The organism is Rhodanobacter thiooxydans (assembly GCF_030291135.1).
GTDB lineage: Bacteria > Pseudomonadota > Gammaproteobacteria > Xanthomonadales > Rhodanobacteraceae > Rhodanobacter > Rhodanobacter thiooxydans_A.
Genome location: NZ_CP127409.1, coordinates 1,496,866 through 1,521,848 on the forward strand (window position 1 = coordinate 1,496,866; position 24,983 = coordinate 1,521,848).

General features: G+C 68.3%; 27 protein-coding genes. 21 read left to right on the forward strand and 6 right to left on the reverse strand.

Features of this window, described 5'->3' with window-relative positions; all coding sequences use genetic code 11:
• Positions 1-37 precede the first annotated feature (37 nt).
• Genes dnaX through QQA13_RS06750 form a run of 4 tightly spaced genes read left to right on the forward strand, consistent with a single transcriptional unit; the run spans position 38 to position 3,029 of the window.
• The gene (gene dnaX / locus QQA13_RS06735; protein ID WP_108471377.1) at positions 38-1,729 is read left to right on the forward strand and encodes a DNA polymerase III subunit gamma/tau; all 1,692 of its coding nucleotides are present in this window, start codon (positions 38-40) and stop codon (positions 1,727-1,729) included.
• Entirely contained in the window at positions 1,729-2,052 is a 324-nt protein-coding gene (locus QQA13_RS06740; protein WP_108471376.1) for a YbaB/EbfC family nucleoid-associated protein, read from the forward strand. The genes dnaX and QQA13_RS06740 overlap by 1 nt, the downstream gene beginning before the upstream one ends.
• 13 nt (positions 2,053-2,065) lie before the next feature.
• Entirely contained in the window at positions 2,066-2,665 is a 600-nt protein-coding gene (gene recR, locus QQA13_RS06745; RefSeq protein WP_108471375.1) for a recombination mediator RecR, read from the forward strand.
• Between the two features lie 19 nt (positions 2,666-2,684).
• Positions 2,685-3,029 carry a histidine triad nucleotide-binding protein gene (locus QQA13_RS06750; RefSeq protein WP_108471374.1) on the forward strand — a complete coding sequence of 115 codons (345 nt, stop codon included), beginning with the start codon at positions 2,685-2,687 and terminating at the stop codon, positions 3,027-3,029.
• 63 nt (positions 3,030-3,092) lie between these two features.
• Here the strand turns inward: QQA13_RS06750 and QQA13_RS06755 are convergent, their stop codons facing one another.
• The 6 genes from QQA13_RS06755 to QQA13_RS06780 are packed head-to-tail and all read right to left on the reverse strand — an operon-like array spanning position 3,093 to position 8,699.
• Positions 3,093-3,677 (reverse strand): Slp family lipoprotein, encoded by a 585-nt coding sequence (locus tag QQA13_RS06755; protein ID WP_108471373.1) that lies wholly within the window; start codon positions 3,675-3,677, stop codon positions 3,093-3,095.
• Between the two features lie 48 nt (positions 3,678-3,725).
• Positions 3,726-5,708 carry a transglutaminase TgpA family protein gene (locus QQA13_RS06760; protein WP_108471372.1) on the reverse strand — a complete coding sequence of 661 codons (1,983 nt, stop codon included), beginning with the start codon at positions 5,706-5,708 and terminating at the stop codon, positions 3,726-3,728.
• Complete coding sequence (locus tag QQA13_RS06765; protein ID WP_108471371.1) at positions 5,705-6,658, reverse strand: DUF58 domain-containing protein; 954 nt, start codon at positions 6,656-6,658, stop codon at positions 5,705-5,707. Before QQA13_RS06765 ends, QQA13_RS06760 begins: the two co-directional genes overlap by 4 nt.
• Entirely contained in the window at positions 6,658-7,599 is a 942-nt protein-coding gene (locus QQA13_RS06770; protein WP_108471370.1) for an AAA family ATPase, read from the reverse strand. The genes QQA13_RS06765 and QQA13_RS06770 overlap by 1 nt, the downstream gene beginning before the upstream one ends.
• Before the next feature lie 51 nt (positions 7,600-7,650).
• Entirely contained in the window at positions 7,651-8,247 is a 597-nt protein-coding gene (locus tag QQA13_RS06775) for a Maf family protein (protein WP_108471369.1), read from the reverse strand.
• Complete coding sequence (locus tag QQA13_RS06780; RefSeq protein ID WP_108471368.1) at positions 8,244-8,699, reverse strand: hypothetical protein; 456 nt, start codon at positions 8,697-8,699, stop codon at positions 8,244-8,246. Before QQA13_RS06780 ends, QQA13_RS06775 begins: the two co-directional genes overlap by 4 nt.
• 173 nt (positions 8,700-8,872) lie before the next feature.
• On the opposite strand from QQA13_RS06780, the gene QQA13_RS06785 reads away from it, so the two are divergent.
• From QQA13_RS06785 to QQA13_RS06865, 17 genes are all read left to right on the forward strand, one after another.
• Entirely contained in the window at positions 8,873-9,346 is a 474-nt protein-coding gene (locus QQA13_RS06785) for a YceD family protein (protein ID WP_108471367.1), read from the forward strand.
• Between the two features lie 82 nt (positions 9,347-9,428).
• On the forward strand, positions 9,429-9,623 hold the full coding sequence (rpmF, locus tag QQA13_RS06790; RefSeq protein ID WP_007513171.1) for a 50S ribosomal protein L32: 195 nt from the start codon (positions 9,429-9,431) through the stop codon (positions 9,621-9,623).
• A gap of 161 nt (positions 9,624-9,784) precedes the next feature.
• Positions 9,785-10,759, forward strand: coding sequence for a beta-ketoacyl-ACP synthase III (locus tag QQA13_RS06795; RefSeq protein WP_108471366.1), 975 nt, complete (start codon positions 9,785-9,787; stop codon positions 10,757-10,759).
• A 144-nt stretch (positions 10,760-10,903) separates the two neighbouring features.
• A complete protein-coding gene (gene fabD / locus QQA13_RS06800) occupies positions 10,904-11,851 on the forward strand; it encodes an ACP S-malonyltransferase (RefSeq protein WP_108471628.1) in 948 nt (315 codons plus the stop codon).
• A gap of 43 nt (positions 11,852-11,894) precedes the next feature.
• Positions 11,895-12,638, forward strand: a complete 744-nt coding sequence (gene fabG / locus QQA13_RS06805; RefSeq protein WP_108471365.1) for a 3-oxoacyl-ACP reductase FabG — start codon at positions 11,895-11,897, stop codon at positions 12,636-12,638.
• Between the two features lie 197 nt (positions 12,639-12,835).
• Positions 12,836-13,075, forward strand: coding sequence for an acyl carrier protein (acpP, locus tag QQA13_RS06810; RefSeq protein WP_007513179.1), 240 nt, complete (start codon positions 12,836-12,838; stop codon positions 13,073-13,075).
• A 241-nt stretch (positions 13,076-13,316) separates the two neighbouring features.
• The gene (gene fabF / locus QQA13_RS06815; RefSeq protein ID WP_108471364.1) at positions 13,317-14,555 is read left to right on the forward strand and encodes a beta-ketoacyl-ACP synthase II; all 1,239 of its coding nucleotides are present in this window, start codon (positions 13,317-13,319) and stop codon (positions 14,553-14,555) included.
• Positions 14,556-14,569: 14 nt separating this feature from the next.
• Positions 14,570-15,916 carry an aminodeoxychorismate synthase component I gene (locus tag QQA13_RS06820; protein ID WP_108471363.1) on the forward strand — a complete coding sequence of 449 codons (1,347 nt, stop codon included), beginning with the start codon at positions 14,570-14,572 and terminating at the stop codon, positions 15,914-15,916.
• A complete protein-coding gene (gene pabC, locus QQA13_RS06825) occupies positions 15,916-16,743 on the forward strand; it encodes an aminodeoxychorismate lyase (RefSeq protein WP_108471362.1) in 828 nt (275 codons plus the stop codon). The genes QQA13_RS06820 and pabC overlap by 1 nt, the downstream gene beginning before the upstream one ends.
• On the forward strand, positions 16,740-17,777 hold the full coding sequence (gene mltG / locus QQA13_RS06830) for an endolytic transglycosylase MltG (RefSeq protein ID WP_108471361.1): 1,038 nt from the start codon (positions 16,740-16,742) through the stop codon (positions 17,775-17,777). Before pabC ends, mltG begins: the two co-directional genes overlap by 4 nt.
• Complete coding sequence (tmk, locus tag QQA13_RS06835) at positions 17,774-18,415, forward strand: dTMP kinase (RefSeq protein WP_108471360.1); 642 nt, start codon at positions 17,774-17,776, stop codon at positions 18,413-18,415. The genes mltG and tmk overlap by 4 nt, the downstream gene beginning before the upstream one ends.
• Positions 18,412-19,347: a DNA polymerase III subunit delta' gene (holB, locus tag QQA13_RS06840; RefSeq protein WP_108471359.1), complete on the forward strand. Its 936-nt coding sequence runs from the start codon at positions 18,412-18,414 to the stop codon at positions 19,345-19,347. The genes tmk and holB overlap by 4 nt, the downstream gene beginning before the upstream one ends.
• The gene (locus QQA13_RS06845) at positions 19,344-20,345 is read left to right on the forward strand and encodes a PIG-L deacetylase family protein (protein WP_108471358.1); all 1,002 of its coding nucleotides are present in this window, start codon (positions 19,344-19,346) and stop codon (positions 20,343-20,345) included. Before holB ends, QQA13_RS06845 begins: the two co-directional genes overlap by 4 nt.
• A gap of 171 nt (positions 20,346-20,516) precedes the next feature.
• On the forward strand, positions 20,517-23,342 hold the full coding sequence (locus tag QQA13_RS06850) for a bifunctional diguanylate cyclase/phosphodiesterase (RefSeq protein WP_108471357.1): 2,826 nt from the start codon (positions 20,517-20,519) through the stop codon (positions 23,340-23,342).
• A 101-nt stretch (positions 23,343-23,443) separates the two neighbouring features.
• A complete protein-coding gene (locus QQA13_RS06855) occupies positions 23,444-23,797 on the forward strand; it encodes a PilZ domain-containing protein (RefSeq protein ID WP_108471356.1) in 354 nt (117 codons plus the stop codon).
• Between the two features lie 270 nt (positions 23,798-24,067).
• On the forward strand, positions 24,068-24,424 hold the full coding sequence (locus QQA13_RS06860; RefSeq protein WP_108471355.1) for an NADH-quinone oxidoreductase subunit A: 357 nt from the start codon (positions 24,068-24,070) through the stop codon (positions 24,422-24,424).
• Complete coding sequence (locus QQA13_RS06865) at positions 24,415-24,972, forward strand: NuoB/complex I 20 kDa subunit family protein (RefSeq protein ID WP_108471354.1); 558 nt, start codon at positions 24,415-24,417, stop codon at positions 24,970-24,972. The genes QQA13_RS06860 and QQA13_RS06865 overlap by 10 nt, the downstream gene beginning before the upstream one ends.
• The last annotated feature ends 11 nt before the right edge of the window (positions 24,973-24,983 follow it).

Here is a 24,983-nt window from a genome sequence, read left to right on the forward strand (position 1 = left end):
CTTGGCACAATCAGTCTTCGCCCCAAGGTAGTCAGGCATGTCTTATCAGGTACTCGCCCGCAAGTGGCGCCCGCGCAAGTTCGCCGAACTGGTGGGGCAGGAACACGTGGTGCGCGCGCTCACCAATGCGCTCGACACCGGGCGCATGCACCACGCCTACCTGTTCACCGGCACCCGCGGCGTCGGCAAGACCACCATTGCGCGCATCTTCGCCAAGTCGCTGAACTGCGAGCGCGGGCAGTCGGCCGATCCCTGCGGTGAGTGCTCGGTGTGTACGGCGGTGGACGAGGGGCGTTTCGTCGATCTGCTGGAGATCGATGCGGCCAGCAACACCGGCGTGGACGACGTGCGCGAGGTGATCGAGAACGCGCAGTACGCGCCGTCGCGCGGCCGCTTCAAGGTGTACCTGGTCGACGAGGTGCACATGCTGTCGAAGAACGCGTTCAACGCGTTGCTGAAGACGCTGGAAGAGCCGCCGCCGCACGTGAAGTTCCTGCTCGCCACCACCGACCCGCAGAAGCTGCCGGTGACGGTGCTGTCGCGCTGCCTGAAGTTCAACCTGAAGCGGCTGCTGCCGGAGCAGATCTCTGGCCAGATGCGGCACATCCTGGGCGCCGAGAACATCGCCTACGAAGACGGTGCGATCGGCGAGCTGGCCCGCGCCGCGGACGGTTCGCTGCGCGACGGCCTGTCGCTGCTGGACCAGGCGATCGCCTACGGCGGCGGCGCGCTGCATGCCGACGACGTGCGCAACATGCTGGGCAGCGTGGCTCGCGGGCAGGTGCTCGGCGTGCTTGACGCGCTGGCTGCCGGCGATGGCGAGCGGCTGCTGGCCGAATGCACGCAGATTGCCTCGTACTCGCCGGACTTCGGCGGCGTGCTGGACGACATCGCCAGCGTGCTGCACCGGCTGCAGCTGATCCAGTTGATTCCCGGTTATCGGCCGGAGGAAGACAGCGACGATGACGGCGCGCTGCTTGCCTTGGCCGGACAGATGACGCCGGAAGACGTGCAGTTGTATTACCAGATCGCCACCTCGGGCCGGCGCGACCTCGCGCTGGCGCCGGATGCGCGCACCGGTTTCGAGATGGCGCTGCTGCGCATGCTGGCGTTCCGTCCCGGCGATGGCGCACCCGCCACGCGCACGGAACGACCGGTGTCAGCGCCGTCGCGTCCCGCAGCTCCGGCATCGGCACCGGCACCGGCACTACCAGCACGACCCGCCGCCGCGCCGGCACGTCAGCACGAAGCCCCGCCGCCATCGCGCGCCGCGCCGGCATCGACGCCGGCCGCCGCCGCTGCACCGATCACGCGGGACGAGAACGGTTTGCCGGACTGGGAGACGCTGATCGAGCGCGCCGGCCTGCGCGGGCCGTTCGGCCTGTTGGCGCAGAATGCGGTATTGCGTGAGCGCGACGGGCAGACCCTGGTGCTGGCGCTGCAGCCAGCGCACATGAGCCTGGCGGTGGAGCCGATGGTGAGCCAGATGGAGGAGCGCATCGGCCAGGCGCTGGGCGAGCGCATCCGCCTGCGCTTCGTCAACAGCAGCCAGACTGCCGCCACGCAGACCCCGGCGGCGCGTGCCGCGCAGGCGCGCGATGCGGCCCAGGCCGCCGCCGAGCAGGCGATCGAGGGCGATCCGCTGGTGCAGTCGCTGAAGCGCGAGTTCGGCGCGCGCGTGGTGCCGCAATCCATCAAACCCTTTGACAGCGAATCCGGAGCAGTGTGATGAGAGGACAGATCGGCCAGCTGATGCAGCAGGCCCAGCGCATGCAGGAAGACATGAAGCGTGCGCAGGAGGAAATCGCGAAGCTCGAAGTCACCGGCAGCGCCGGCGGCGGCCTGGTCAGCGTGGTGATGACCGGTGCGCACGAGGTGCGCCGCGTGCAGATCGACCGGCAGACGTTTGCCGACGATCCCGAGATGGCCGAGGACCTGGTCGCCGCCGCAATCAACGACGCGGTGAACAAGGTGGCCCAGGTCAGCAAGGACAAGCTCGGCGGCGTCACCGCCGGGATGAACCTGCCGCCCGGCTTCAAGATGCCGTTCTGAGGCACGGAATCGAATGAGCGGTTCCCCCCTCCTCGCCGACCTGATCGAAGCACTGCGCTGCCTGCCCGGCGTGGGCGGCAAGAGTGCACAGCGGATGGCCTTCCATCTGCTGGAGCGTGAGCGCGAACGCGGCCTGAAGCTGGCCGCGGTGATGGAGCAGGCGATGCGGCGCATCGGCCACTGCGAGCGTTGCCGCAACTTCAGCGAGGAGCCGCTGTGCGCGCTGTGTGCCAGCAGCACCCGCGAGCGCCAGGTACTGTGCGTGGTGGAGTCGCCCACCGACCTGGCGGCGATCGAACAGGCCACCGGCTACCGCGGCCAGTATTTCGTGCTGATGGGCCGGCTGTCGCCGCTGGACGGGCTGGGCCCGGAAGAACTGGGACTGGCGCAACTGGCCCAGCGACTGGGCGAGGGTGAGATCGAGGAGCTGATCATCGCCACCAACCCGACCGTGGAGGGCGAGGCCACCGCGCATTACCTGGCTCAGCTGGCCCGTGCCGGCGGCGTGCGGCCGACCCGGCTGGCGCACGGCGTACCGCTGGGCGGCGAACTCGAATACGTCGATCGCAGCACGCTGGCGCACGCGTTCGGCGGCCGGCAACTGCTCGATTGATTACCGCAGGGGAACGATCATGACCGACACGATTTTCAGCAAGATTGTCCGCCGCGAGATTCCGGCTGACATCGTCTACGAGGACGACGAGGTGCTGGCGTTCCGCGACCTGAATCCGCAGGCGCCGGTGCACGTGCTGTTCATCCCGAAGCAGCCGATGGCCACCCTCAACGATGCGACGGCGGGCGACGCCGAGTTGCTCGGCAAGTTGCTGCTGGCCACGGCGGCATATGCGAAGCAGGAGGGTTTTGCCGAGCAGGGCTACCGCACGGTGATCAACGCCAACGAGGATGGCGGGCAGACCGTGTACCACCTGCACGTGCACCTGCTGGCGGGGCGCCGCATGCACTGGCCGCCGGGCTGAGCGCGGCGGCGCCGCATCCCGCACATGAAAACGCCGGCTTCGAGCCGGCGTTTTCATGTGCGCTTACTTCTTCGGCGGCGGGGGCGGCGGAGGCGGCCGCACCACGATCACGCGGGGTTGATAGTAGCCGTAGGGATAACCGCCCCAGTACGGGCCGAAGCCGGGTCCCCAGAACGGGTCGTAGAAACCGGGCGGATAGTTGACGACAACCGGGCGCTTCGGCCACAGGTAGACCACGTCGGCCTCGACGCGCGGGTAGGCGTAATCGAAGTCGCCCACTTTCTGCGACACCGTGCCGTGCAGCGTGCCGGTGACGGTCAGCTCGCGGCCGCGGACGAATACTTCCGGATCGTAGAAGCCATCGCGGCAGGCGACGAAACGGCCCTGGTTCTCGCCGTTGTTGCCGCCTTTCGGGCGAGCCTGGCTGTCCAGCGGACGCGACAGCAGGTAGAAGCAGGTCTGCTGCGGGCCCGGTTCGGTCTTGATGATCTCGCCGCCCCAGCGCACGCGCGTGCCACCCGCACCACCTTGCTGGGCGCTGGCAGTGGAGACGTCGGTATAGGTGCCTTCCAGCGGTTTCGGAATCGTCGCGCACCCGGCCAGCAGGGCGAGCGCGGCGGCGAGGGTCAACGGGCGGTACAGGGACATGGGGATCTCTCCATACTTGGGCGACGGCCTGCGCCGTCGTGTCGGCTCTTATTTGACCACGTTGACGATACGGAAATCCCGCACGGCGTGCTGGAACGCACGCAATGGTTCAGTCGGCGGTTCGTCATGGGCATAACGCAGTTCCAGGTAACTCCTCATCAAGCTTGCCAGTTCATCGCGTTGACCGGGCAGCGCCCGGGCGGCGCGGCTCAGGTAATGCTGCGGGCCTTCGGCGGGGCGGCGTGCAATGCCCTTGCGCGCCAGCTTACGCTCCAGCTCGCGCAGCGCGCCGCGCAACGGGTCGCGTGGCTGCCGCCGCAGCAAGGCCCACGCCAGCCCGATCGCGATGAACAGCACGCTGCTGATCGCCAGCAGCACGCCGAGCGTCGCCGTGTCGGCGTCGCGGATGCCGAACGGGGTCAGCAGGCCGCGCTGGCGTAGCGCATCAAAACCGATAACGCCCTGGTCCCACCAGCGGTTGACGATGTCCCAGCGATTTCGCAGGCCCTGCAGCCAGTCGTTGCGATACCACGACAACTGGTCGCCGGCGGCCGCGGCCGCACCCAGCGAAACGCGCTCTGGGCGCACCGCGCCGGTGGGATCGACGCGCACCCAGCCGCGCCCGGCCAGCCACACCTCGCTCCACGCATGCGCGTCGGAATAGCGCACCAGCAGGTAGTCGCCGAGCTTGTTCCAGTAGCCGCCCTGGTAGCCGGTGACCACCCGCGCCGGGATGCCGGCGGCGCGCATCAGCACGGTGAACGCCGACGAATAGTGCTCGCAGAAACCCTCGTGGGTGTCGAACAGGAAGTCGTCCACCGAATCGCGTCCCAGCGGCGCCGGGGCCAGCGTGTAGCGGAAGCCGCCGTCGTGGAACAGGCTCAGCGCGGCCTGCACGATCGCGGCGTCGTCGCCGCCGTAGCGCTGCCGCCATTGCACGGCCAGTGCGTGCGTGCGCGGGTTGAAATCCGCCGGCAGGCGCAGGCCGAGGCGGCGCGAACGTTCGTCCAGGTCAGGCTGCAGCCGGTAGCGCAATGCCGAGCGCGCGGCGTAGTCGAGCGGGTCGTTGACCGGCTTGTCGGCCATTACCTCGTGGTCGGCCTGCAGGCTGGCCTGCGCCGGCGCCTGCAACGGCACGTCCAGCATCGGCAGCACGCGCCGCCGGGTGGGTTGCAGGCTGATCCGGTAGCTGATTGAACTGGCGACCTCCAGCGGCGCAGGTTGCCGTGGCGGAGCGTATCGCGGGTCGAGCTGGCGCCAGCTGCGGCCGTCGAAATTCCACATCACATAAGCGCGGAAGTAGCGTTGATCGGGTGGTGGCGGCGCACCGTCGAAACTCACCCGCATCGCGGGGTGGTCGTCGGTGAGCAGCTCGGTGAAATTGCCTGGCGTCATGCTGTCGCCGAGGCCGGTGCGCGCCTGGTTCGGCGAAGGCGCGCCCCACAGCGGCGAACTCAGTCGCGGCACCAGCAGGAAGGCCAGCAGGGCCAGCGGCAGCGCCGCCGCGGTCAGCGCCAGCGCCGGCAGCAAGGCTCGCGGCAGGCTGGGTGTCGGCAGTTGCCCGGGTTCCAGCGCGCGCAGGGTGGCCAGCGCCGGCAGCAGGCCCAGCGCGACCATCACGGTGGCGACCAGGCCCTGGTCGAACAGCAGCGCGGCCATCAGCGCGAAGCAGGCGAAGCTGATGCCCACGCGCACGTCGCGCGCCGTCTCGGTTTCCAGCAGTTTCAGGATCAGCAGGCCGACCGCCAGCGCCGTGCCCGGCTCGCGGCCGAAGATGTTGCCGTACTGCACGATCACCGCCAGCGTCAGCAGGGCCAGCAGCGGCAGCTTCAGCCAGCCCGGTACGCGGCCAGCGCGGTGCCGCCGCTGCCACCAGCGCCAGCCGAGGATCAGCGCCAGCGTGATGGCGAGCCACCACGGCAGGTGTGGCGCGTGCAGGCCCAGCACCAGCGCCATGGTCAGGCTGAGCAGGTCGAACGCGCGGGCGTCGATCGGCTGTTCGCGCGGCAGTCTTGACCGTGGCGGCGTCATGGCAGCTGCGCCAGCGCGTTCATGCAGCGCGCGTAGTGCAGCGGGCCGCTGCCGCCGGGGATCTCGTTGCCGGGCAGCCACAGGCTGTAGTGGCGGCGCTGCGCCTGGGCCTCATTCAGCCAGCGCGCCAGCCGGGCGATGCGCGCCTCGTTGTCGAGTCCACCCAACTGGCGCCAGTCGAGTTGCCATTGCGGACGGCTTTGCGGCTGCTCGAAATCCTTCACCAGCAGGTTTTCGTGGCGGGCGCTGGCCTTCCAGGCGACATGTCGTTGCGGGTCGCCGGCGCGGTAGTCGCGCAGTGCGGCCAGTTCGTCGCCGCGATGCAGGCGCATGTGACGGGCGTCGTCGGCGCGGGCATGCGGCGGCGGCCCGGCCGATTCCGCACGCGGCCAGACCAGTACGGACTGCTCGGGATGCAGCCAGCTCCAGGCGCGGAACAGGCCAAGCGGCCAAGTGCTCCACACCCGCAGGCGTGGCAGCGGTTGCCAGCCGCGCTGCTCGGTGGGCAGGGCCAGTTTCACCAAGGCGCTGGCATGGCCGTCAAGCGCGAAGGCCGTCGTGCTGTCGCCGAGGTCGATGCGGAGGGCGTTGCGCGGACGCCGGGAGTCGAATGCCAGGGTGAGCTCGAGCGGCTGGCCGGCGACCGCGTGGCCGGCGCGGATGTGGCCCAGGCGCAGGCCGTCGAGGCTGCGGAACGCCACCAGCATGCTGGCCGCGCTGGCCGCACCGAGCAGGCAGGTGAGCAGCAGGCCGGCGTTGTTTGCGTAGTTCAGCGCACCGACCAGCATCACCAGCAGCAGCACGGAAAAGCCGAGGCCGAAACCGCTCGGCACGATGTAGATGCGCCGGCGGTGCAACTCGATCGGCAGGCTCTCGGGGCGGCGGTAGCGGGTGAGTGCGGGCAGCCGGTGTTCGGCCCATCGTTGCAGTCGCTGCAGCAGATCGCGCATCAATCCACCGCCACCTCGGCCAGCAGCTGCCGCGCCAGCGTGTCGCCGTTGGCGCCACGCGCCGGCAGCAGGCGATGCGCGGCCAGCGGCACGAACAGCGCCTGGATGTCTTCCGGCAACACGTGGCCGCGGCCGCTGAGCAACGCCCACGCGCGCGCCGCGGCGAGTAGCGCCAGGCCAGCGCGCGGCGACAGGCCCACGCGGATGTCGGCATGTCGCCGGCTGGCGGCGAGCAGGGCCTGCAGGTAGTCGAGCAGGGCGGCGCTGGCGGTAATCGCCTGCGCCTGGCGGTGCAGCGCGAGCAGCGCCGTGCCGTCGAGCTGCGGCGTCAGCTGGGCCAGCAGGTCGCGGCGGTCGCTGCCGGTGAGAAGGGCGCGCTCGGCGGTGGCGTCCGGGTAGTCCAGCGACAGCCGCAGCATGAAGCGGTCAAGTTGCGAGTCAGGCAGCGGGAAGGTGCCGTTGAGATCCAGCGGATTCTGCGTGGCGACCACGAAGAACGGCTGCGCCAGCGCATGCGTCTGGCCGTCCACGGTGACCTGGCCCTCGGCCATCGCCTCCAGCAGCGCGCTCTGCGTCTTCGGGCTGGCGCGGTTGATCTCGTCGGCCAGCATCAGGCCGGTGAAGATCGGGCCGGGGTGGAAGCGGAACTGGCCGGTCTCGCGCTCGTACACGCTGACTCCGATGATGTCCGACGGCAGCAGGTCGCTGGTGAACTGCACGCGCTGGAATTCCAGCGCGAAGGTGGCCGCCAGCGCGTGCGCCAGGGTGGTCTTGCCCACGCCGGGCACATCTTCCAGCAGCAGGTGGCCGCCGGCGATCAGGCAGGTGAAGGCAAGCTTCACCTGGCGCGGCTTGCCCAGCAGCACACGGTTGACCTGGGCCATCGCGGCATCCAGGCGTTGCTGCAGGGGTTCGTCGTGGGGCTGGGTCAACGCTGACATGGGGATCCGGGCGTTCGGGTGGCGATGGGTGAAACGCAGTGTAGCCGTGGCTCAGGGCAGCTCGATGCCTGCCTCGCGCAGCAGCCGGGCCAACGCGATCAGCGGCAGGCCGATCAGTGCACTCGGGTCGCGGTTGTCGATCGCCTCGAACAGGCTGATGCCAAGGCCCTCACACTTGAAGCTGCCGGCGCAATCCAGTGGTTGTTCGCGTTCGACGTAGCGGGCAATCGTCGCTGCGTCCAGTTCGCGAAAGCGCACGCGGGTATGGTCGACGTGGGTGTGCTGGCGACCATCGCGGGTATCGAGCAGGCATAGCGCCGTATGGAAATGCACCTCGCGGCCGGAACTGGCGGCGAGCTGGGCACGGGCGCGCTCGGCGCTGCCCGGCTTGTCGAGGATCAGGCCGTCGAGTTCGGCGACCTGGTCGGAGCCGATCACCAGCGCATCCTGGTGGTCGCGGGCGACCGCCGCGGCCTTGGCGACCGCCAGGCGCAGGGCGCGTGCGGCGGGAGACTCGCCCGACAGCGGGGTTTCGTCGGTCCCGGGCGCGGCCTGCTGGAAATCCGGGAGCAGCCGGCGCAGCAGCTCGGCGCGATAGCGCGAGGTCGAACCCAGCACGATGCGGGTTGTGTGACGGGGCAGGCTCATGTGTCCGATTCGCGCCGGATGTGTTCGCGCATCGCGCTGTTCAGGTCGGTCTGGGCCTGGTCGAGGGCCTTCAGCAGCGGCTGCAGGCGGTCGCGGGTGCCGCGCATCGAGGCAGCGGCCTCATCCAGTTCATGCTGGCTGGCGCGCGGCGAGCGGTCGCGGATCCACAGGCGCTGCTGCAGCAGCGCGCGCAGGCCGGCGTCGATCGCATGCTGCGCGTCCTGTTCGCTGGCGGCCGGCAGGTCGGGATTGAGCGACATCACCGCGTGCGCCTGCTGCAGGCCGTTGCGGCAGGTCTTCAGGTCGATTTCCAGCCGGTCGGCCAGGTCGAGCAGGGTTCGCAGGCTGCTGCCGCGCAGTGCCTGGCGCCGACGCAGCAGCATGGCCGCGGCCACCAGGGCAATCAGCAAGGCCAGCAATACGGCGGTGCCGAGCGTCAGATAGGAGTTCAAGGGCGATGGCTCGGGCGACAGGGAGATTCAGTCTGCCCCATCGGGGCCGGATCAGGCAAAATAGGCGGGTGGCAGGGCGGGGCGATGCCGTCCCGGTTGACTTCGGGCGGTTCCGAACCTAACATTCCGCGATTATGTCCGTGACACTGCCAGAGTCCGTGGACGCTTGGCGCATGGTCTCGGCGCGGCGTTCGTTCGAAGGAACGCTACCCATCGCGACCATGTCCCGCCTGTGCGAGGTGTTGGCGAGTACCGATGGGCTGCTGCAGTTCGAGCTGGATTTCGGGCGCGACGAACTGGGCATCAGCTACGTCGACGTTCGTGCACGGGCACCGCTGGCGCTGGTCTGTCAACGCACGCTGGAGCCATTCGTGCTGCCGGTCGTGGTGGACACCCGGCTGGGCCTGATCAGGCAGGAGCGCGACGAGGCCGGGCTGCCGCCGGATTGCGAACCGCTGCTGGTGGCCGAGGATGGCCGGTTGAATCCGGCGGTGGTGATAGAAGACGAATTGCTGTTGGCGCTGCCGCTGATTCCGGTCAACCCGGACAGCAGCCTGCCCGACGAAGTGTCAGGCCATGACCCGGATTCTGCCGGCGAGGGGCGTTCCGAAAGTCCGTTCGCGGTGTTGCGCGAACTGAAGAAGTAACCGCCGGCCCGGATCGTCCGACCCGGGCCATGACGCAACAGATCAACCTGTTCAATCATCAAGTTTCAGCTGGAGAACCACCATGGCCGTTGCCAAGAGCCGCCGTACCCCGTCCACCCGCGGCATGCGTCGTGCGCACGACGCGCTGAAGACCGTGCAGCTGTCCACCGATCCGACCAGCGGCGAGGTGCATCAGCGCCACCACGTCACCAAGGACGGCTACTACCGCGGCAAGAAAGTGATCGAGACCAAGGGCGCGGTGTCGGTCGAGGATTGACCGGTTTCGCGGAGCCCTGCGGGGTTCCCGGATTTCGGTCAGGCGAGACGGCGCGGCAACGCGCCGTTTTGCGTTGACGGATACCACGAATGCCGCAGGGGACGGTTGCACTGGCGCCGTTCAAGGCGTTCAATCCTTCGTTTACGTTGATGGACAGCTGAATGGCCCAGATCTATTCCCGCATCATCGCCACCGGCAGCGCCCTGCCGGAGCGTGTGGTAACCAACGCCGATCTGGAAAAGATCGTCGACACCAGTGACGAATGGATCCGCACCCGCACCGGCATCCGCCAGCGGCACATCGCCGCCGACGGCGAGACCACCGGCGACCTGGCCTTCCGCGCTGCGCAGCAGGCGCTGGAGAGCGCTGGCGTCAAGGCTTCCGAACTCGACCTGATCGTGCTGGGCACGACCACGCCGGACATCATCTTTCCGTCCACCGCCTGCCTGGTGCAGCATCGCCTCGGCGCGAACGGGTGCGCCGCGTTCGACGTCAATGCGGCCTGCTCGGGCTTCGTCTACGCGCTGGGCGTGGCCGACAAGTTCATCAAGAGCGGGCAGTCGAAGAAGGTGCTGGTGATCGGTGCCGAGACGCTGACCCGGATGGTCGACTGGAGCGAGCGCGAGACCTGCGTGCTGTTCGGCGACGGCGCCGGCGCGGTGGTGCTGGAGGCTTCCAGCGAGCCGGGCATCTACGCCACCTGCCTGCATGCCGACGGCGGTCACAAGGAACTGCTGTACAACCCGGTCGGCGTGTCGGCCGGCTTCAAGGACGAGCCGAATCACGGCGTGCGCATCCGCATGGCCGGCCGTGAGGTGTTCAAGGTCGCGGTGAAGACGCTCGACTCGCTGGTCGGCGAGACCCTGCAGGCCGCCGGCATGGACGAATCGCAGGTGGACTGGCTGATCCCGCACCAGGCCAACCTGCGCATCATCGAGGCGACCGCGAAGCGGCTGAACATGTCGATGGAGCGCGTCATCGTGACCGTCGACAAGCACGCCAATACCTCGTCCGGCTCGGTGCCGCTGGCACTGGACTACGCGGTGCGCTCGGGCAAGGTGCAGCGCGGCCAGAACCTGCTGCTGGAGGCGTTCGGCGGCGGCTTCACCTGGGCCTCGGCGCTGCTGCGTTACTGAGCCGCCTGCCGCTCGAAGGCTTTTCCACGATGCCGCCCACTCGGGCGGCATCGTGTTTTGCGCCCCGGGAAATATTGAATACAGCTGCGTATGGGCGGCGATGCTGGCACCATGGCGGTTTTCGTCGGCAGGATCCACGCCTCCATGAGTTCGATTTCCGCTCCGCTTGCTTTCGTTTTCCCCGGCCAGGGCTCGCAGTCGGTGGGCATGCTGGCCGAACTGGCCGTGGCACATGCCGAGGTGCAGGCCACGTTCGAGGAAGCCTCGCAAGGCGCCGGCGTCGACCTGTGGAAGCTGAGCGCGCACGGGCCGGAAGAGCAGCTCAACCGCACCGAGAACACCCAGCCGGCGCTGCTGGCTGCCAGCGTGGCGGTGTGGCGGGTGTGGCGGAAGCTGGGCGGTGTGCAGCCGGCGCAGTTGTCCGGCCATAGCCTGGGCGAGTACAGCGCGCTGGTCTGTGCCGGCGCGCTGTCGCTGCATGACGCAGCGGCGCTGGTCGCCGAGCGCGGCCGGTTGATGCAGGCGGCGGTGCTGGCCGGCGTGGGCGCGATGGCGGCGATCCTCGGCGGCGACGATGCGCAGATCGCGGCTGTGTGCGAGGAGGTTGCGCAGGGCCAGGTGGTGGCACCGGCCAATTTCAATTCGCCGGGTCAGCTGGTGATTGCCGGCAACGTCGAGGCGGTCGACCGCGCGCTGGCCAGGCTCGCCGAGCTGGGTGTGAAAAAGGCGATCAAGCTGGCCGTGTCGGTGCCGTCGCATTGCGCGCTGATGCGCGGGGCGGCTGACCGGCTGGGCGAGCGGATGGCCACGATCGACTGGCGGCTGCCGTCGATCCCGGTGATCCAGAATGCCGAGGCGAAGAGCTACGTCACGGTCGACGACATTCGCGGCGCGCTGCAGCGTCAGTTGTACCTGCCGGTGCGCTGGACCGAATGCGTGCAGGCGCTTGCCGCCGGCGGCGCCACGCGCATTGCCGAATGCGGTCCGGGCAAGGTGCTGACCGGCCTGATCAAGCGCATCGACAAGGGCATCGAGGCGCGTGCCATCGGCACCCCGGCTGAACTCGATGCCGCGCGTGCCGAGTGGGCGTGAGCGCCGGCTTTTCCGATTTTCGATTTCCGAAGGGACGATTCCAATGAGCAAACCACTGCAAGGTGAAATCGCGCTGGTCACCGGCGCCAGCCGCGGCATCGGCGCGGCGATTGCCGGCGAACTGGCGGCGATGGGTGCCACCGTGATCGGCACCGCCACCAGCGAGAGCGGCGCCGCCGCCATCTGCGAGCGGCTGGCCGCGCATGGCGGCCACGGCCGCGTGCTGAACGTCACCGACGGCGCGGCGGTCGAGGGGCTGATCGACGGCATCGCGAAGGAGTTCGGTGCGGTCTCGATCCTGGTCAACAATGCCGGCATCACCCGCGACCAGCTGTTGATGCGCATGCCCGAAGCGGACTGGCAGGCGATCATCGACACCAACCTCACCTCGGTTTACCGCACCTCCAAGGCGGTGATGCGCGGCATGATGAAGGCGCGCAAGGGCCGCATCATCTCGATCGCCTCGGTGATCGGGCTCACCGGCAATCCGGGTCAGTCCAATTACGCAGCAGCCAAGGCCGGCATCATCGCGTTCTCCAAGTCGCTGGCGCGCGAAATCGGCAGCCGCGGCATCACCGTCAACGTGGTGGCGCCAGGCTTCATCGATACCGACATGACCCGCGCGCTGCCGGAAGAATCGAAACAGGCACTGCTCGGCCAGATCGCACTGGGGCGGCTGGGCGAGGCATCGGACATCGCCAGGGCGGTGGGCTTCCTGGCCTCGCCGGCGGCGGCCTACATCACCGGGGAAACCCTGCACGTCAATGGCGGCATGTACATGCCGTAGGAGTTATGGACGCAGTTGTCGCCAGCGGCCCGGTTTTAGGCGACAATCGCGTTTTCGCGCCGGTCATGGGGGGCACGCCTCTCCATCACCGGCCAATCGTGGCGGCCACGCGGTTTAGCCACTACAATGCGCCGGCCTTTCGCGGGCCTCGCGCCGGCACAGACAAATCAATTATTTCCTTGAGAGGTATGGGCAACATGAGCACCATCGAAGAGCGCGTCAAGAAAATCGTCGTCGAGCAGTTGGGCGTGAAGGAAGATGAAGTCACGGCGAACGCTTCGTTCGTGGACGACCTGGGCGCAGATTCGCTGGACACGGTGGAACTGGTGATGGCACTCGAGGAAGAGTTCGAGACCGAAATTCCCGACGAGGACGCCGAGAAGATCACCACCGTGCAGCAGGCCGTTGATTACATCAAGGCCCACTCCAAGGATTGATTGATCCGGGATTGATCGCCACGTACCAGGACCGGCCCGCGCCCGCTGGCCAGCCCGGTTCCATGTGGCGATATCGAACGCTGCGCCATCTTGGCGCAGTTTTCGTTTCTGCAATTTGTAACGTCCGACCCCGTATGGTGGGCAGGATGCCCACCAGGCACGATCGGGCGACGTCCCCGCGACCTGCGCGGGACGGCTGCCGGCAGCGGCAGATCCACGCAATCACGTAAGGAACATCAGCATGAGCAAGCGACGTGTGGTAGTGACCGGCATGGGCATCATCTCGCCAGTCGGCAACGACATCGCCAGCGCCTGGGAGCGTGTGCTCAAGGGCGTCAGCGGCATCGGCCCGGTTACCCATTTCGACACCTCCGCTTATTCGACGCGCATCGCCGGACAGGTCAGCGGTTTCGACCCGGCTGAATGGATGCCGCTGAAAGATGTCAAGAAGATGGACCCGTTCATCCACTACGGCGTGGCGGCGGGCACCCAGGCCCTGCGTGATTCCGGGCTGGAAGTGACCGAGGCGAACGCGCCGCGCATCGGCGTGGCGGTGGGCGCCGGCATCGGCGGCCTGTACACGATCGAGGCGACCACGCTGGAACTGGAAGCGAAGGGCCCGCGCCGGGTCTCGCCGTTCTACGTGCCCAGCTCGATCATCAACATGGTTTCGGGGCAGCTGTCGATCATGTTCGGCCTGAAGGGTCCGAACATCGCCTGCGTCACCGCCTGCACCACCGGCGCGCACAACATCGGGCTGGCCGCGCGGATGATCCAGTACGGCGATGCCGACGCGATGATCGCCGGCGGCGCCGAGTTCGCCACCACCGGCACCGCGATGGCCGGCTTCTGCTCGGCCAAGGCGATGTCCACCCGCAACGACGAGCCGACCAGGGCGAGCCGCCCGTGGGACAAGGACCGCGACGGCTTCGTGCTGTCCGATGGCGCCGGCGTGCTGATGCTGGAGGAATACGAATTCGCCAAGGCCCGTGGCGCGCGCATCTACGCCGAGCTGGTCGGTTTCGGCATGAGTGGCGACGCGTTCCACATGACGGCGCCGAGCGAAGGTGGCGAAGGTGCAGCCCGCTGCATCCAGACCGCGCTGAACGATGCCGGTCTCAATCCTGCCGACGTGCAGTACGTCAATGCGCATGGCACCTCCACGCCGCTGGGCGACTTGGGCGAGGTGATGGCGGCGAAGAAGGTGTTCGGCGATCACGCTTACAAGCTGGCGATGAGCTCGACCAAGTCGACCACCGGCCACCTGCTTGGCGCGGCCGGTGGCGTCGAGGCGATCTTCAGCATCCTGGCGCTGCGCGACCAGGTGCTGCCGCCGACGATCAACCTGGACGAGCCGGGTGAAGGCTGCGACCTAGACTTCGTGCCGCACACCGCGCGCGAGGCGAAGGTCGAGGTGGCGATCTCCAACTCGTTCGGCTTTGGTGGCACCAACGGCACGCTGGCCTTCCGTCGCGTCTGACTGACCGATCGGGCGTGACCTGCCATCGCCGCTCCCTGGACGGCCGGCGCGACCTGCTTGCGCCGGCCGCTTCGTTTCCCGCTAGCTATCCCTGCCTGCTGGAAAGCGTGGTGCATGGCACCGCGCAGTCGCGCTACGACATCCTGTTCGCATTCCCGCGCGAACGGCTGACCCTGCACGCCGACGGTTGCCTGCGCGATGAGGCGGACAGCGTGCGTGAGGGTCGCTTCCTCGATGCACTGGATGCCGCCTGGCAGGCCGAGCGCCTGCCGCCGGAAAACGACGGGTTGCCGTTCCACGGCGGCTGGGTGCTGCTGCTGGCGTACGAACTGGCTGGCGAGATCGAGCCGTCGCTGAAACTGCAACCGTCGCCGACGCTGCCGCTGGCACTGGCCGTGCGCTGTCCGGCTGCAGTGATCGTCGACCATCTGCGCGATTGCACGATCCTGGTCGCCGAGGCGGGCCACGAAGACCTGCTCGACGCGCTGGAAGCCGATCTTGCGGCCATGCCACCGATTCCGTCGCTGGCCGCCCCGGCCGCCTGGGAAGAGGATGCGCCACGGCAGTTCCTCGACGGTGTGGCGCGCATCCACGAGCACCTCTACGCCGGTGACATCTTCCAGGTGAACCTGTCGCGCGCCTGGCGCGCCCGTTTTGCGCAGCCGCCGGTTCCGGCCTCGCTGTATGCCGTGCTGCGCCGGGCCAATCCGGCGCCGTTTGCCGGTCTGCTGCAGCAGCCGGGCTGGGCGGTGGCAAGCTCCTCGCCGGAACGGCTGGTCGAAGTGCGCGGCGGCGTGGCGCAGACCCGGCCTATCGCCGGCACGCGGCCCCGATTGCCAGGTGACGATGAGCTGGCACGCATCCGCGAGCTCAGTGGGCACCCGAAGGAGCGCGCCGAGCACGTGATGCTGATCGACCTGGAGCGCAACGACCTCGGCCGCGTCTGCGTGCCGGGCACGGTCGAGGTCGACGAGTTGATGGTGGTGGAGAGTTATGCCCACGTTCACCACATCGTCTCCAATGTACGCGGGCGCCTGCGCGCCGAGGTGACGCCCGGCGAGGTGATCGCCGCCACCTTCCCGGGCGGCACCATCACCGGCTGCCCCAAGGTGCGCTGCATGGAAATCATCGCCGCGCTGGAAGACGCACCACGTGGCGCGTATACCGGCGCGCTGGGCTATCTCGATCGCAACGGTGAGCTCGACTTGAACATCCTGATCCGCACCCTGACCCTGATTGGCGACGAAGTGAGCCTGCGCGCGGGCGCAGGCATCGTGGCCGACTCGGTGGCGGCCAGCGAACTGGAGGAGACCCGCGCCAAGGCGCGCGGCCTGCTGCGCGCGCTGGGAGTGCCGGACTGATGACGGCGCGCATGCTGGTCGATGGCGTGGCGGCGGCGCAGGTGTCGGTGCTGGATCGTGGCCTGGCCTATGGCGACGGCCTGTTCGAGAGCATCCGCCTGGTTGGCACGGTGGCGCCGCTGTGGCCGAGACACATGCAGCGGCTGGCCGAAGGCTGTGTGCGCCTGCGCATCCCGGCGCCCGATCCGGCACAACTGTGGCACGAAGCGCTGCAAGTCAGCTGCGGCATGGCGGCCTCGGTGCTGCGCATCACCGTCACCCGCGGCCCGGGTGAACGCGGCTACGCCCTGCCGGCCTCGCCGCAACCGACGCGGGTAGTGGCCGCCTTCGTGCCGCCACCGGTCGCCGCCGAGGCTTACGCACAAGGCGTGCGCCTGCGCGTGTGCAACATCCAGCTGGCGGAACAGCCGCTGCTGGCTGGCATCAAGCACCTCAACCGGCTGGAGCAGGTGCTGGCGCGTGCCGAGTGGAATGATCCGGCGATCGCCGAAGGTGTGCTGCTGGATAGCCATGGGCGGGTGATTTCGGCGACCATGGCCAATCTGTTTGCGCTGGTCGACGACGAATGGCTGACGCCGTCGCTGGACCGTTGCGGCGTGGCCGGAGTAGCCCGTGCCGAGGTGCTGGCGGCGTGTCCGCAGGCACGGATCGGCGAGTTGACGCTGGCTGCCTTGCGCGGTGCCAGCGAGGTTTTCCTGAGTTCGAGCGTGCGCGGCATCCTGCCGGTGCGTTCGCTGGATGAACGCAGCTATGCGCCGGGCGCCATGACCCGCCAGTTGCAGCAACATTGGCGTGACCTGGGATTTTCGATGGAGCAGGGCGGATGAGCGACAAACGGATGCGCGGGCGCGCATGGCCACGGCTGTTGTTGCCGATCGTGCTGCTGGGGTTGCTCGGCGCGCTGGTCTACGGCTGGAACGACTACGCCCGCTTCGGCACCGCACCGCTGAACGTGGCAACGCAGGGCGACAGCATCGACATCAGCCGCGGCAGCAGCTTCAAGGGCATCGTCGGCGAGTTGCGCCAGCGCGGATTCAGCACGGCCCACCCGCTGTACTGGCGCCTGCTGGCCGAGCAGATGCACGTGGCCGGGAAGTTGCACGCCGGCGAATATGCCCTGGAACCCGGCATCACCCCGCGCCAGCTGCTCGCGAACATGGCGGCCGGCCGGGTGCTGCAGCGCAATTTCACCATCGTCGATGGCTGGACCTTCGCCGAGTTGCGCCAGGCGCTGGCCAGGGTCGAGAAATTGAAGCACGACAGCGCCGCGCTCGACGATGCCGCGATCATGCAGAAGATCGGTGCCGGCGGTGAAGCGCCGGAAGGCCGTTTCCTGCCCGAGACCTATGCCTATGTGAAGGGCGACAGTGACCTCGACATCCTCCGCCGCGCGCACGCCGCGATGGTGACGACGCTCGACGGGCTGTGGCCGGGGCGTGCGCCGGACCTGCCATTGGCCACGCCGTACGAGGCGCTGATCCTGGCTTCGATCGTGGAGAAGGAAACCGGCCGCCCGGACGAGCGCGCACAGATTGCCGGCGTGTTCGTGCGGCGACTGCGCAACCACATGCTGCTGCAGACCGACCCGAGCGTGATCTACGGCATGGGCGCCAGCTACGCCGGCAACATCCACAAGAGCGACCTCACCACCGACACGCCGTACAACACCTATACTCGCGCCGGCCTGCCGCCGACGCCGATCGCGCTGCCGGGCAAGCCGGCGCTGGTGGCGGCACTGCATCCGGCCGATGGTGACACGCTGTATTTCGTGGCGCGCGGCGACGGCGGCCACGTGTTCTCGCGCACGCTGGAGGAACACAATCGCAACGTCGACTGCTATCAGCGGAAGCGTTGCCAATGACCATCGCGCGCGGAAAATTCATCAGCCTGGAAGGCGGCGAGGGCGCCGGCAAGAGCACCTTGCTGGCCGGCCTGCGCGAGTACATCGAACGGCACGGCATCGCGCTGGTGCAGACGCGTGAACCCGGGGGCACCGGCGTGGGCGAGGCGGTGCGCGCGATCGTGCTCGATCCGGCCCAGCATGGGCTGGCCGCCGAGACAGAACTGCTGCTGATGTTCGCCTCGCGCGCGCAGCTGGTGCGCGAGGTGATCGAACCGGCGCTGGCGGCTGGGCAATGGGTGCTGTGTGACCGATTTGCCGACGCCAGCTACGCCTACCAGGGCGGCGGCCGCGGCCAGCCGGCGGAACGTATCGCGGAACTGGAACGCTGGGCCTGCGCCGGCGTGAAACCCGACCTGACCCTGCTGCTCGACCTGCCGGTGGCGACCGGCCGCGCCCGTGCCGCCGGTCGCGGCGACGTCGACCGCATCGAGGTCGAGGCGGATGCGTTCTTCGAGCGGGTGCGCGCGAGCTACCGCGAACGCGCCGCCGCCGAGCCGCAACGTTTCCGGGTGATCGACGCCAGCCAGCCGCCCGCTGCCGTGCTGCAGGCTGCGATCCGGATACTGGCCGTGATGGTCGAGGAGGCACGGACATGAACGGGCTGCCCTGGCACGCCGAACACTGGGCGCGGCTGCAGGCGCGTCGCCAGCGTGATGCGCTGCCACATGCCTTGCTGCTGTGTGGTGCCGCCGGCCTGGGCAAGCGTGCGTTCGCACAGCGCTTCGTGCTGGGCTTGCTGTGTTCCGGGCCACGGGACGGCGACGCCTGCGGGCATTGCCGCAGCTGCCTGCTGCTTGCCGCCGGCTCGCATCCGGACGTGGTCACGCTGAGCTTCGGCCTGCGCAAGGACGGCGTGCAGCGCAGCGAGATCGTGGTCGACCAGATCCGCGAGCTGTCGGCGCGACTGGCCATGGCCAGCCAGTTCGGTGGCTGGCAGGTGGCGCTCATCGACCCGGCCGACGCGATGAATACCGCCGCCGCCAACGCCTTGCTGAAGACACTGGAAGAACCGGCCGCGCAGACCATGCTGATCCTGCTGGCCGATGCGCCGTGGCGCCTGCCGCAGACCATCCGCAGCCGCTGCCAGCGGATCGAGTTCCAATTGCCCGCCACGGCGGACGCACTGGCCTGGCTGCAGGACGAAGGCGTGCGCGATGCAGCGGCTGCACTTGCCGCCGCCGGCGGCAATCCCGGCCTGGCCAGGGCCTGGGCCGGGGAGGGTGCGCTGGAGCGGCGGCAGGAAGTGCGCAAGGACCTGGCCGCACTGGCCGCCGGCCGCGGCCAGCCGACCGAGGTGGTCAAGCGCTGGCTGGACAACGAACCGGCGCAGCGGCTGTGGTTTGCCGCCCAGGCCAGCGCCGACGAAATCAGGGCACGCTCGGCGGCAGCTCGCGGGCCGCTGGCCAGCGCCATGGATGTCGAGGCGCTGGGTCACTGGTACGACGCGGCCAATCGCACCCGCGAGGGCCTGCGCGGCCCGCTGCGCGCCGACCTGCTGCTGCTGGAATTGCTGGCGCAGTGGCGATGAGCACAGCCGCTGCCTGCCCATCGCCGGCGACGGCTGCGGCGAGCGGATTGCCGGCATTTTCCACACAGACCCGCCTGCTGGTGGTGGCGCCGCACCCGGATGACGAGACCATCGCGACCGGCCTGTTGGTCCAGCAGGTGCGGGCGGCTGGCGGCGAGGTGCGGATCCTGTTGCTGACCGAAGGCGACAACAACCCGTGGCCGCAGCGCTGGCTGGAGCGACGCGTGCGCATCCGCGCCGCCGATCGCCAGCGCTGGGGGCTCCGTCGCCACGCAGAGATGCTGCAGGCGCTGGAATGCCTCGGCCTGTCGGCGCCGGCGCTGCAATCGCTGGGCTGGCCGGACCTTGGCATCACCGACGAGCTGCTGCGCGCGGGCCATGCTTCGGTAGCGGCGCTGTCCGCGGCGATCGGCCGGTTCGGTCCCAGCCTGGTGGTGGCGCCGGCACTGGCCGATCGTCATCCTGATCACGCCGCGGCGCACGTGCTGGTGCGTCTGGCGCTGGCGGCACTGGCCGATCCACCACCGCTGCTGAACTACCTGGTGCATGGCCGCGCCGGAGACGGCGATTCCTTCGAGATCCACGGCACTGCGGTGCAGTCGGCGTACAAGCGCGCGGCGTTGGTCGCACATCGCAGCCAGATGGCGCTGAGCGGCAAACGCATGCTGCGCCTGGCAGCCCGGCCCGAATGCCATGCCGGACTGCCGTCACCGTTGGCCGCGTTGCCGTGGCGACCACCGCGCTGGCTGCATCCCTGGCTGCGGCTCAGCGTGGTAGGTTCGGCGGGCGTGCTCAGTTGGCGTTGGCGTGATGCACCGCTGCAGCGCGACCGGGCTGGCCGGTTCCAGCTGTCGATGCTGGTGGGGACTCCGTGTTTCGCGCGTCTGGCACTGACCGTGCGCTCACCGTGGATTTTCGACCACTGGGGCTGGTGCGAGTTGTCCGGCCACGCCGGCGAGGCCGGGTCGGGTCTTGCACCGGCCGATCGACCCGGCTAGTTTCGCTCAGGCTCCTGGGGGAAATGGCCGCGACCCGGCCTGTCATCGCGTTTCGCCTGGCCGTCTTCCGGCCGGTACCTGCTGATCCGGGACCTCTCCGGAGCAGCGTGGCAACGACCGAATCCGTCCATCTGGCTGGCTACGGGAATGCACATACCGGATCAGAACTCGATGCAGACCGATACTGGATCGGCGGCGACGTCCGGTGAGAGTTTCTATGCCGCGCTGTCCGAGATCGGTCAGCTCCTGATGCGTTCGCTGGAGCCGCCGGTGCTGTACGAGGCGGTGATCGAGGTGCTCGAGCGGCGGCTGGGTGCGCGGCTGGTGATGGTGGGGGATCTGGACCGCAGCAGCGAACAGCTGCGACGCATCGCACCCGCGCAGGTAGCGCCCGGCATGGTCGACGTCTACCCCGATAGCCTCCCGTTCTCGCTGGCGCAGCCGGCGTTCTGGCGGGGCGAGCCACAACTGGAGGCTGACGTTCGCCACCTCGATGGCCTGGAAATGCTCCGCCCCGCCTACGTGCGGCATGGCGTGCGCGCCGTGGTTGCCGTGCCGGTGCTGAAGTTTGGCGAGGTGTGCGCAGCGTTGGTGATACGAGCTGCGCAGGCCGACTTTTTCTCGGCACGGATGATCGAGCTGCTGCAGCAGGCGGCGGCCAGCATCGGTCTGGGGCTGGAGGCACACGAGCAACGCATGCGGCTGTTGCAGTCGGTGCAGGATGAGGCGAGCCAGCGCCGTGCGCTGCGGTTGCTCAGCGAGATGATCAAGCTGGTTACCCACAGCGTGGACGAACCGGCATTGCTGGCCGGGGCCTGTCGCGTGGCGCGATGCATCGGCGGTTACCGCGCGGCCTGGGTCGGCCTGTCCGACGAAGGCGATCCGCGGGCCCTGCGGGTACACGCGCAGGAGGGTCTGGCCGACGGCGCGATCGGTTCCCGCTTCATGCTTGACCACAACGCGCATGCCGGTGATGCCGTGGCGCGTGCGCTGTCCACGGGCCTGGTGCAGCTCAGCCATCCGGCAGGCGCGGATCGGCCGGACTGGATGCCCGGCGCGCGCGTGCTGCTGGCGCTGCCGTTGCAGGTGGGCGGAGCGGTCGCGGGTTGCTTCGCCATCGACGCGGACGAGGTCGATGCATTCGGCGCGATCGAACTCCGGGTTTTCGAGGAAATGGCGGTCGAGCTGGGCCTGGGCATCCAGATGCAGCGCGCGCAGGCGGCTCGCCTGGCGGCAGAGCGGGATCTGCGCTTCAGCTTGCAGTATTTCCGCGCCATCCTGTCGCAGCAGCACGCCGGCATCGTGGTGATGTCCGAAGATCGCCGGGTGAGCTTTGCCAACGAGGCGTTGTGTGCGCTGTTCGGCCTGTCCGAAACGCCGGCGGAACTGGAAGGCCAGCCGGCGGGAGCGTTCTACGCGCGTTTGCAGCAGAGCTACGAGGATCCCGGGCGCGAGGCGCGCAGGATCCAGGAGATCCTGGCCCGGGACGAGCCCGTCAGGGGCGACGAGGTGGCGATGAAGGGTGGGCGCACCTTCCTGCGCGATTTCACCCCGATCCGGATCGATGGCGTGCTGCAGGGGCGGTTGTGGCACCAGAGCGACATCACCGGCCAGAAGCTGCATGAGGCGCGGGTCGAACGGCTGGCCTTCTACGATGTGGTCACTGGCCTGCCGAACCGGCGGCTGCTGTTCGATCTGCTGGAGCAGGCGCGTATGCGGGCCATGCAGCAGGGCGCGCTGCTGGCGGTCGGCGTGCTCGACCTGGATCGCTTCAGGAGCGTCAACGACGCGATCGGCCACGCCGGCGGCGATTGCGTGCTGGCGGAAGCCTCGGCGCGGATCCTGGGCATGCTGCGCGAGGCCGACGTGCTGGCCCGTCTGGGCGGCGACAAATTCGCGCTGGTGATCGCCGGCCTGGACAGTCGCGAGCAGCTCGATGCGATCAGCCGCTGCATCCTGCAGGCGCTGCGGGCGCCGTTCAGCCTGATGGGCGAGCAGCTGTACCTGTCCGCCAGCGTGGGCTGGACCCTGTTTCCGCTGGACGAGCCGGATGTGGAAGGCCTGGTACGGCATGCCGACCTGGCGATGTACGTGGCCAAGGAGGAAGGCAGGGACCGCAGCTCGCTTTACGAGCCGGCGATGGAGCTGGAGCAGTTGCGGCTGCAGGCGATGCGTGAGCGGATCGCGCAGGCGCTGCAGCAGTCGCGCATGCAACTGCTGTTTCAGCCGATCGTCTACATCGACGGCTTGCCGGGCTTGCACGGTGTGGCCGGGATGGAGGCGCTGCTGCGCCTGGACGACACTGATGAGCTGATCGAGCCGGCGAAGTTCATGCACGTGCTGGATGACCCGCAACTGGCCCGGCCGATCGGCCGCTACGTGCTGGACGAGGCGCTGCGCTGCTGCCAGTCGTGGATACGCTCGGGCATCTCGATTCCGGTCTCGATCAACATCAGTACCCGCCACCTGCTGCACCCGGCGTTCTTCATCGACATCGACGCGGTACTGGAGAATTACCCGGGCGTGATGGATGTCGGTTTCGGCATCGAGGTGACGGAAACCGGCCCGTCGATGGATCATGCCCGCGCCAAGGTGGTCATCGAGGAGTGCCGCCGGCGCGGCATCCGCGTCGGCCTGGATGATTTCGGTACCGGCAGCGCCTCGCTGAGCCATATCCAGAAACTCGACATCGAGCACATCAAACTTGACCAGAGCTTCGTGCGCGACATTCCCAGCGACGAACGCAACCTGGCGATTGCCGCAGGGGTGATCACCACCGCGCGGATGCTGGCCAAGACGGTGATCGCCGAAGGCGTCGAGACGGCAGAGCAGGGCGACTTGCTCGCTTCGCTGGGCTGCCACCAGCTGCAGGGTTTCTGGATCTCCCGGCCGATGCCGGCCGCAGCCGTGCCGGGGTGGGTGGCCGGCTGGGTGCCGCCGGCGTCATGGGGCAGCCTCGTCGACGAGCGCCAGTCGTTGCTGGCCGGCAGTGTGTGAGGAAGCCCGTCGCCGCGGCTGAAACAGTGGTGCCGATGGACCGCAGCCTCTAAGATCCGGATCATCGATCGGGCGGTTCGGACGTCCGGCAGGAGCCCAGCATGAAACCGATGGCGGCCCGACAGGGCATCATCTCGCTGAAAATCAAGGACGCGGCCTCGCTGTACAACGCGTACATGCCGTTCCTCAAGCACGGCGGGCTGTTCGCGGCCACGGCGCAATCCTATTCGCTGGGCGACGAGGTCGTGCTGCTGGTGACCCTGGCCGAGGAGACCGAGCGCCTGTCGGTGGTCGGCAAGGTGGTGTGGATCAGTCCGGTCGGCGCGCAGGGCAACCGCATAACCGGCATCGGCGTCCACTTCAACGAGTCGGGTGATGCCGAGGCTGCCCGCAGCCGGATCGAGAACATCCTGGCCGGCACGCTGAACTCCGAGCGTCCCACCCATACCATGTGATGCGGTGTCACGCAGGCATCACGAACCCATGGTGTTAATCCGCACGAGATCGGTCGTCAAGGCTTGTTGTACCTCCGCGCACTGATACAATGGGGAGATTCGCGAACTCACCTCGCGAAACGTCGGACGCGCGCAGCTGCAAGGCTTGCAAGCGGGGTTAGCAGCCCATGGCCATGCCGGCCTGCCGAATCGAAGTCGCCGGACCGTGAGTTGCCGAATCCAGATGCTCACGGTCACTGATGCGCCCATGGCGCGGAGGTAAGTTGCATCGTGCTTGCCGAATACTGGCCTGTCCTGTTGTTCATCGGCGTCGCTGTCGGGCTTGGCCTGGTACTGCTGGCCATCGGCCTGCTGGCCGGCCCACGCCGCCCCGAGGCGGAAAAACTTGCGCCTTACGAGTGCGGCTTCGAGGCCTTCGAGGACGCCCGCATGCGCTTCGACGTGCGCTACTACCTGCTCGCCATCCTGTTCATCATCTTTGACCTGGAAATCGCCTTTCTGTTTCCGTGGGCGGTGGTGTTCCAGCAGATCGGCCTGATCGCACTGATCGAGATGGCGCTGTTCCTGCTGCTGCTGGTCATCGGTTTTGCCTACGTGTGGAAGAAGGGAGCACTCGAATGGGAGTGATCGATTCCGTCAGTCGGGTGATGCACAACCCGGAGCCGCTGAACCTGGTCGACGACATCCTGCGGCCGGCCGGCGACAACCCCGTCGTGCAGCGCGGCTTCGCCACCACCAGCATCGATGCGCTGATGAACTGGGCGCGCACCGGCTCGATGTGGCCGATGACCTTCGGCCTGGCCTGCTGCGCGGTGGAGATGATGCACGCCGGCATGTCGCGGCTGGACCTGGACCGCTATGGCGTGATCTTCCGCCCCAGTCCGCGCCAGTCCGACGTGATGATCGTGGCCGGCACCCTGGTCAACAAGATGGCCCCGGCGCTGCGCAAGGTCTACGACCAGATGCCCGAGCCGAAGTGGGTGATCTCGATGGGCAGCTGCGCCAACGGCGGCGGCTATTACCACTATTCCTACTCCGTGGTGCGCGGCTGCGACCGCATCGTGCCGGTGGACATCTACGTGCCGGGCTGCCCGCCCACGGCCGAAGCGCTGATCCACGGCATCCTGCAGTTGCAGAAGAAAATCCGCCGCACCAGCACCATCGCGCGCTCTTGAATGGCACGTTT

Coding starts and splice junctions, on each gene's coding strand:
- dnaX (WP_108471377.1), top strand. CDS start 38: ATGTCTTATCAGGTACTCGCCCGCAAGTGGCGCCCGCGCAAGTTCGCC.
- QQA13_RS06740 (WP_108471376.1), top strand. CDS start 1,729: ATGAGAGGACAGATCGGCCAGCTGATGCAGCAGGCCCAGCGCATGCAG.
- recR (WP_108471375.1), top strand. CDS start 2,066: ATGAGCGGTTCCCCCCTCCTCGCCGACCTGATCGAAGCACTGCGCTGC.
- QQA13_RS06750 (WP_108471374.1), top strand. CDS start 2,685: ATGACCGACACGATTTTCAGCAAGATTGTCCGCCGCGAGATTCCGGCT.
- QQA13_RS06755 (WP_108471373.1), bottom strand. CDS start 3,677: ATGTCCCTGTACCGCCCGTTGACCCTCGCCGCCGCGCTCGCCCTGCTG.
- QQA13_RS06760 (WP_108471372.1), bottom strand. CDS start 5,708: ATGACGCCGCCACGGTCAAGACTGCCGCGCGAACAGCCGATCGACGCC.
- QQA13_RS06765 (WP_108471371.1), bottom strand. CDS start 6,658: ATGCGCGATCTGCTGCAGCGACTGCAACGATGGGCCGAACACCGGCTG.
- QQA13_RS06770 (WP_108471370.1), bottom strand. CDS start 7,599: ATGTCAGCGTTGACCCAGCCCCACGACGAACCCCTGCAGCAACGCCTG.
- QQA13_RS06775 (WP_108471369.1), bottom strand. CDS start 8,247: ATGAGCCTGCCCCGTCACACAACCCGCATCGTGCTGGGTTCGACCTCG.
- QQA13_RS06785 (WP_108471367.1), top strand. CDS start 8,873: ATGGTCTCGGCGCGGCGTTCGTTCGAAGGAACGCTACCCATCGCGACC.
- rpmF (WP_007513171.1), top strand. CDS start 9,429: ATGGCCGTTGCCAAGAGCCGCCGTACCCCGTCCACCCGCGGCATGCGT.
- QQA13_RS06795 (WP_108471366.1), top strand. CDS start 9,785: ATGGCCCAGATCTATTCCCGCATCATCGCCACCGGCAGCGCCCTGCCG.
- fabD (WP_108471628.1), top strand. CDS start 10,904: ATGAGTTCGATTTCCGCTCCGCTTGCTTTCGTTTTCCCCGGCCAGGGC.
- fabG (WP_108471365.1), top strand. CDS start 11,895: ATGAGCAAACCACTGCAAGGTGAAATCGCGCTGGTCACCGGCGCCAGC.
- acpP (WP_007513179.1), top strand. CDS start 12,836: ATGAGCACCATCGAAGAGCGCGTCAAGAAAATCGTCGTCGAGCAGTTG.
- fabF (WP_108471364.1), top strand. CDS start 13,317: ATGAGCAAGCGACGTGTGGTAGTGACCGGCATGGGCATCATCTCGCCA.
- pabC (WP_108471362.1), top strand. CDS start 15,916: ATGACGGCGCGCATGCTGGTCGATGGCGTGGCGGCGGCGCAGGTGTCG.
- mltG (WP_108471361.1), top strand. CDS start 16,740: ATGAGCGACAAACGGATGCGCGGGCGCGCATGGCCACGGCTGTTGTTG.
- tmk (WP_108471360.1), top strand. CDS start 17,774: ATGACCATCGCGCGCGGAAAATTCATCAGCCTGGAAGGCGGCGAGGGC.
- holB (WP_108471359.1), top strand. CDS start 18,412: ATGAACGGGCTGCCCTGGCACGCCGAACACTGGGCGCGGCTGCAGGCG.
- QQA13_RS06845 (WP_108471358.1), top strand. CDS start 19,344: ATGAGCACAGCCGCTGCCTGCCCATCGCCGGCGACGGCTGCGGCGAGC.
- QQA13_RS06850 (WP_108471357.1), top strand. CDS start 20,517: ATGCAGACCGATACTGGATCGGCGGCGACGTCCGGTGAGAGTTTCTAT.
- QQA13_RS06855 (WP_108471356.1), top strand. CDS start 23,444: ATGAAACCGATGGCGGCCCGACAGGGCATCATCTCGCTGAAAATCAAG.
- QQA13_RS06865 (WP_108471354.1), top strand. CDS start 24,415: ATGGGAGTGATCGATTCCGTCAGTCGGGTGATGCACAACCCGGAGCCG.